This is a genomic window from Corynebacterium sp. HMSC05D03, assembly GCF_001807205.1.
Taxonomy (GTDB): domain Bacteria; phylum Actinomycetota; class Actinomycetes; order Mycobacteriales; family Mycobacteriaceae; genus Corynebacterium; species Corynebacterium aurimucosum.
The window spans coordinates 1-5,919 of record NZ_KV788164.1 but is presented as its reverse complement, the minus strand read 5'-3'; the positions used below and the strand labels follow the sequence as shown (position 1 = coordinate 5,919).

Sequence of the window (5,919 nt, the reverse complement as noted above, 5' to 3'; positions counted from 1 at the left end):
CTGGATCGATCTCTTCCAGGTGACTGGTTCCTCTCTACCTCACCATCGACCCATTTCACCATCGGGAAGTAGTCAACGACCTCCTCAACGGAAAAACCGAAGCCGGCGGCGTTAATCCCCACCAAAACCGAAATCCACCAGTAGTACTAAAAGGGCTCTTCCGGTTTTAGAGTGCATTGATTAGTTCGCCGGGGGTTCGGGCGTGGCACAAGATATTGGGGTCCTTGGCTTTGTAGGAAAAAGGTATCTAATCCATCCGTACAAAACTAAGGACCTACTGTGCAGCCTAACGGAAATGTCATCGTCGATACCATCTGCCGCACCGCAAAACTAGGAACTACTATCACCGGTGCCACAGAAAACGGTGACGTCACTGTTATTGAAGCCGAACCCGTCGAGCCGATCAATGAATGCCCTACCTGCGGGCAGCCTGGAGTATTCCGCGACCACGTCATCCGCAGCCTGGTCGATCTGCCCATCGTCGGCCACCCAACAACTTCATGTGCGCCTTCCACGCTACCGGTGCACCAACAAGCGTTGCTTGCAGAAGATCTTCCGTGCTGGCCTTGCCTGCGCGCCCGACAATTCAAAGACCACGGACCAGGTGACCCACTGGATCCTGCAACGACTCTGCCTAAATCGGATGAGCGTTGCCGCTGCACCCAAGTCATTAGGCCTGGGGTGGGATATGAAGTGTCCCAGGTTTTGTTCCGTTTGATGAAACCCGTTTTTGAAACAACGTACGGAGCACAACGCACGCCGATGCCAAAGCTTCCGCAACATCGACTACCTCATCAAACCCACGACAGTGGGATTCACACCCTCAATCCCCACGCGTGCAATCTTCGCACCTCAAAGATTGAAAAATGAAAGAAACCGGAGGTAACATACCCTTTCGAGTTTGTTACTTCCGGTGGTGCAGTTTGTTCAACTGCTCATCAGGATCTTACGGGGGATAACACTAACACACCCTGACTCTTGGAAAACGCAGCACACAGACCGTGCACACCCTCACCGATAAAATGGGCACCAGTCCCGAAAGGAGAAGGAATGTACACGACCATCACCCTCGCCGCACTCGCAGTACTTTTCGTCTTAATCATCCAGACCATCCGCCGCGAACGGCCAGAAGACCGTATGTATTACGCCGCGCTTGGAGGCAGCATAAGCGCAGCAATGATCCTTGTCCCCTCCTTCCTTTTCACCCAGGCCGGTCTCTCGCGAGAACTGGCCGCACTGCTCATCTCCTTCGGCCTACTAGCCTTGTGGATTACCATTTTCGGACTCCGCCTAAACGCAAGAACTAGCAGGTAAACCTGCATAACACAGAACATATGCTTTAGCATATGGCGGAACATACGCTATAACATATGCCTAAACATATGTTCCGCCATATGGCAGGACTCGCGGGCGCACGAATACGCAGATTCCCGCCCGCAGTAGAGAAAAGGAGGGCTACGGGCTCAGTGTGGGAGTATTGCGAAACCTTCGCGCGCCCATTAGCCTAAAAAGTGACAGCACAGTTCATCCCTGAATTGCGGCTGCACAATAAAAAGGGCCCCAACGAGTGCCAGCTCGTTGAGACCCTCGGGCCTAAAGACCCACGTGAAGCATCGCGGTAACGAGCTTCACGATTACGGTCACAAGAACTATGACCTTGGTAGCCACATCTAGCCAGTCAAGCTTGGTGGCATCAAGGTCTTTTCTTTTGCGACCGGGTGTATCCAATGAGTGTTTACCCATTGTCTACCTCCCTTTACGTCGTAGGGTTGTCCGCTCGCCTGAAAAAGGCGCGCGGGACAGCCCACGTCACGCGCGGGCCTTACCGCGCACCGACGAGGAAGTCACGCCCACGCCCCACCACAGGTGGCGGGGCATGATTGTGAACCGGCACTAACGTTAGCAGCCACCCCTGACGAGACCTAGAAGCATGATTTCACCCCTGCCTTTATAAAAGCCGCCCATGAGGGGAAACCCGTACAGTGCTACTTGCAGCTGCACTCAACACCGCTAATTTCTCTGCCTGTCACCCTATCTAGACGCACGAAAATGCTGGCAGTGCTACATAACTGCCGACATATGCTTTAGCATATGCCTAAACATATGTCCCGCCATATGGCAAGACATATGACGGGGCTCATGGGCGCGCTGATCTACCATCACGGCTGCACTACCCTAGGTGTTTTTCAATGCTCGATACACCGTAGGACGGGTTACCCCAAATTCCCGCGCTAGTGCTGCCTTTGACTCCCCTGCCAATATGCGCCGTTTAATCTCCGCTACTTGCTGCGGGCTAAGAGCGGGTTTGCGGCCTTTGTACTTTCCGGCCTTTTTCGCCAACGCAATCCCCTCCGCCTGGCGCTCGCGGATAATGGCCCGCTCAAACTCCGCGAAGCTACCGAGAATTCCGAGCATTAAATCCGCGCGCGGATCGGACGTGTCTTTCGCAAACGCGAGATTCTCATGCAGGAAAGTAACAGTCACACCCTTGCCGGTAAGTTCATCAACAATACCGCGCAGATCTGTCAGCGATCGGGCGAGACGGTCAATCGACGACACGACAAGTTCGTCACCGTCTCGCACGTACGCCATACACTCGACAAGTCCAGGGCGGGCAGTCTTGGTGCGGCCGGAAATCCTATCTTCAAAAAACCGGTCAATCCTGCCGGAAGCATTGAGTAGTTCTTTCTGGCGCTGATTATTCTGCTCCACCGTGGAGACACGGATATAGCCCACCCGCTGCCCATGCGAACCAGAGTCATTGACCATTAGTCTTCGCTCCGCGAAGGTTTAAAGGCGGCATTCTCTTGTTCTATGACTGCATCACGATACGACTCGATTGCATCCGAGAGGGCATAAAGCTGAACACCGTCGAGGCCATCAGCGTCAGCAAGCAAGGATTGTACAATCCTGCCCAACGCCTGCTGCCCCGACGAGAGTCCACCATGCAGATCTTTCACCCGCGCCAACGCGGGTACAGAGTCAATATGACTTTCAATATGGAAACCGTCAGACGATAACATCACACTCACCACTTTCTGTAAACATAAGGCTTAGAGCCCGCTAGACACGTGTAAAACAATGCTAGGAACGGCCCTATTTTACAGGAAACATTCTGCCGCACACCGGCGTAACAATAGGGTGTACCCCAGGTGCCCCTACCAGCGCCCGCAGTTGAAGGCTTCACCTACCAAATGGTAAAGTTAGCTATATGCGAACCAGTCAGCGCTCCGAGATCCTGGAAGCTGCCCTCCGCGTCATGAACGCAGCGGAGGGTGGCGACATTACCCTTGACGCAGTGGCCCACGAGGCCGGGCTCACCAAACCGGGATTGCTATATCACTTCCGCAACCGCGACGTACTGCTCGCCGCGATCGTCGACCACGCTGCGGCCAACGTCGAGAACGACATGACTGCCACCCTTGGCAAGCCCCTCGAGAACGCCAACGCCACCGAGCGGCTCCTGAGCTACGTTCACGTCGCCGCCCACGGGGCCGCCAAGCGCGCCGAGTTCATCATCTGGGGCCAAGCGACGTATCGGCCCGAACTCACCGAACCGTGGACTACGCGGATGGGCCGCTGGCTCGAACTCCCGGACGATCTCGACGCCGCCACCCGAGCCAGGCTGACCACCGCCCGACTCGCCGCCGACGGACTCTGGGGCGCCCAGGCCACAGGTGTGTCCACCCTCCACGGCGCGGATCTCGAAGCCGTCGTCTCCAGCATTCGCTCCCTGATCGAAGGAACAACCCCATGAAGCAGTGGTTCCTGCTCGCTGGCGCCATCACTACCGAAGTGGCGGCGACGCTGTCTCTCAAGGCGGCGCTCAATCACCCATCCTGGTACATCGTGGTTGCTGCCGGATACATCGGCACTTTCGTCTTCCTCACCTTCTGCCTGCGCGAAGGAATGCAGATCGGCGTCGCCTATGGCATCTGGGGAGCCAGCGGGGTCGTGCTCGCCGCCGTGCTATCCGCCGCGATTTTCGGTGAACCTCTGACCGCTGTGATGGGTCTTGGAATGGTTGCGATCATCAGCGGTGTCCTCACCGTCGAACTCGGCTCCCAGAAAGCTCAGCAAACCGCAGCCCAGGAAGCAGGAGTCAACTCATGAGATGGATCTTCCTCGCAGGCGCCATCTTGTCCGAAGTCGTCGCGACCATGTCGCTACGAGCCTCCGACGGTGGCCGGGTGAAGAAATGGTTCATCGGCGTCATCGCGGGGTATCTCGTGGCGTTCGTCGCCTTAAGTCTCGCCTTGGCCGACGGCATGGCCCTTGGCGTCGCCTACGGCATCTGGGCAGCATCCGGCGTAGCTCTCACCGCGATCCTCGCCCGGGTCATCTTCCACGAACCCCTCACCCGAACCATGGCCCTCGGCATCCTCCTCATCGCCGTCGGAGTTCTCACCGTTGAACTCGGCGCCAACTTGGCGAACTGACGCATTTCCGCAGGTAAACCAGGCAGATTGGTGTGCTGCACCACGAGGCGCACAGACAAAGGCTCCCCAATGAGCGCCTGTGGGCCTAGCGTTGTGGATGTGATCACCTGTGTCGTCCACTACACCATCGACCCCGACCAGATCGCAGCCTTTGAACAGTTCGCCCGCGCTTGGATGCGGCATGTCGACGAACACGGCGGCACCCACCACGGGTACTACCTACCCGCGGAAGGTGTGAGTGACCGTGCGGAATCCCTGTTCAGCTTCCCCAGCCTGGCTGCCTACGAGCAGTACCGCACCTTGTTCGGCACCCACTCGGACTTCATCGCCGCTGACCGGATTCGAGACGAGTCCGAGTGCGTCCTGCGGTACGAGCGCACCTTCATGCGGCCGCTCCTACCCCAGGGACACTGAAAGGGACTCCGGCAGCACGCTCGGCACAACCCACAACGCCGCAGGTCAGCGCGTACAGATGGGTGTACTCTATCGGACTTTTATACTATGGTTCGGGGTCTTCCTCCTTAGTGAAAGTCGCACCTAAATCTTGTAAGCGTTGTTTCTGTTGTGGAGTCAACGCCAAGTTATCCTCTGGAAGAATGGTCTCGTGCAAAGTTGCAGTTTCAAGAATTGAAAGGTCTGTAGGAGTTCCCGATAGGTCCGCGTTGCTTAGATCCGCACCACGCAAATCGGCACCCCCTAATTGTGCTAGTTCAAGGATTGCACCTTGTAGATTCGCGTTTCTTAGATTCGCGCCGTCAAACTTCGCCTCTATTAAAACTGCGTTGCTTAAGTCTGCCCCTTCGAGGTTTGCTCCACTAAAGTTTGCACAATTAAGCCAAAGACCACTCAAATTTTGTTCCTTTAGGTCAAAGTCTTTAAAAGGAAGTTCAGGAATAGAAGGGTCTGGTTTATCTGTGGAAGATTTCGTAGTGGGCGTACCAGGGGTAAATATGGTCCCGTCAGCTGTTAGACAATGGGGTGATAGGTTAGCTGACGTCGAAACTTGAGCCCGATCGCGAACGTATCGCAGATTTTCGAGTCGCTCTGCTGTAACTGCTTGAGTATTAGCAGCACGAATTGCTGTGTCTGCCTGGGTTCTAGAATCAGTAATTTGCGCCCATGCCAAAGAGGATCCCACCACTATGGAGGCAAGGACTGATATTCCAACGTCGCGGAGCCCTTGCTTATTAGGGATCCCTCTCCAAAAGTCGCGGAGCCATTCGAAGCGGGCAGGCGAAGCAGAACTTGTGCTTTGGGTGACCTCTTTTTCCTGTTCGGTATGCTTCTCTATAGAGGGATCCCTATCTAGTGCATCTTGTTCTTTCGGAGAAGCGTCTTTTGGCGTGCTTTCTTCGCTAGGTGTATTTTTGCCATAACTCATTCATAAAGAATATGCCTAATGTCGGGGTTTAGCACGCGTTGTCGTTGGTCGAAGGATAAGGGGTATGAAGTGTCCCAGGTTTTGTTCCGTTTGAGTAGA

General features: G+C 55.4%; 8 protein-coding genes and 1 pseudogene. 6 read left to right on the top strand and 3 right to left on the bottom strand.

The annotated features are described in order from the left end of the window. Nucleotides 1-279: 279 nt before the first annotated feature. Both HMPREF3147_RS12810 and HMPREF3147_RS01825 read left to right on the top strand, forming a co-directional pair. Nucleotides 280-697 (top strand): annotated as a pseudogene (locus HMPREF3147_RS12810) (transposase family protein); the annotation flags it as partial. A 353-nt stretch (nt 698-1,050) separates the two neighbouring features. Next, nucleotides 1,051-1,314 (top strand): hypothetical protein, encoded by a 264-nt coding sequence (locus tag HMPREF3147_RS01825; RefSeq protein ID WP_011117479.1) that lies wholly within the window; start codon nt 1,051-1,053, stop codon nt 1,312-1,314. 861 nt (nt 1,315-2,175) lie between these two features. Here the strand turns inward: HMPREF3147_RS01825 and HMPREF3147_RS01820 are convergent. Together HMPREF3147_RS01820 and HMPREF3147_RS01815 are read right to left on the bottom strand one after the other, a co-directional pair. Beyond that, on the bottom strand, nt 2,176-2,769 hold the full coding sequence (locus HMPREF3147_RS01820) for a recombinase family protein (RefSeq protein ID WP_011117489.1): 594 nt from the start codon (nt 2,767-2,769) through the stop codon (nt 2,176-2,178). Next, nucleotides 2,769-3,023, bottom strand: a complete 255-nt coding sequence (locus tag HMPREF3147_RS01815; protein ID WP_034659529.1) for a hypothetical protein — start codon at nt 3,021-3,023, stop codon at nt 2,769-2,771. Before HMPREF3147_RS01815 ends, HMPREF3147_RS01820 begins: the two co-directional genes overlap by 1 nt. Before the next feature lie 188 nt (nt 3,024-3,211). Between HMPREF3147_RS01815 and HMPREF3147_RS01810 the strand changes: the two genes are divergently transcribed. From HMPREF3147_RS01810 to HMPREF3147_RS01795, 4 genes are all read left to right on the top strand, one after another. Beyond that, nucleotides 3,212-3,757 carry a TetR/AcrR family transcriptional regulator gene (locus HMPREF3147_RS01810; protein WP_034666346.1) on the top strand — a complete coding sequence of 182 codons (546 nt, stop codon included), beginning with the start codon at nt 3,212-3,214 and terminating at the stop codon, nt 3,755-3,757. Next, the gene (locus HMPREF3147_RS01805; protein WP_048733039.1) at nt 3,754-4,113 is read left to right on the top strand and encodes a DMT family transporter; all 360 of its coding nucleotides are present in this window, start codon (nt 3,754-3,756) and stop codon (nt 4,111-4,113) included. Before HMPREF3147_RS01810 ends, HMPREF3147_RS01805 begins: the two co-directional genes overlap by 4 nt. After that, a complete protein-coding gene (locus tag HMPREF3147_RS01800) occupies nt 4,110-4,439 on the top strand; it encodes a DMT family transporter (protein WP_003849969.1) in 330 nt (109 codons plus the stop codon). The genes HMPREF3147_RS01805 and HMPREF3147_RS01800 overlap by 4 nt, the downstream gene beginning before the upstream one ends. 99 nt (nt 4,440-4,538) lie before the next feature. Beyond that, nucleotides 4,539-4,853: an NIPSNAP family protein gene (locus HMPREF3147_RS01795; protein WP_174232238.1), complete on the top strand. Its 315-nt coding sequence runs from the start codon at nt 4,539-4,541 to the stop codon at nt 4,851-4,853. A gap of 85 nt (nt 4,854-4,938) precedes the next feature. On the opposite strand, the gene HMPREF3147_RS12415 is transcribed toward HMPREF3147_RS01795, so the two are convergent. Beyond that, a complete protein-coding gene (locus tag HMPREF3147_RS12415) occupies nt 4,939-5,820 on the bottom strand; it encodes a pentapeptide repeat-containing protein (RefSeq protein ID WP_083276403.1) in 882 nt (293 codons plus the stop codon). Nucleotides 5,821-5,919 lie beyond the last annotated feature (99 nt).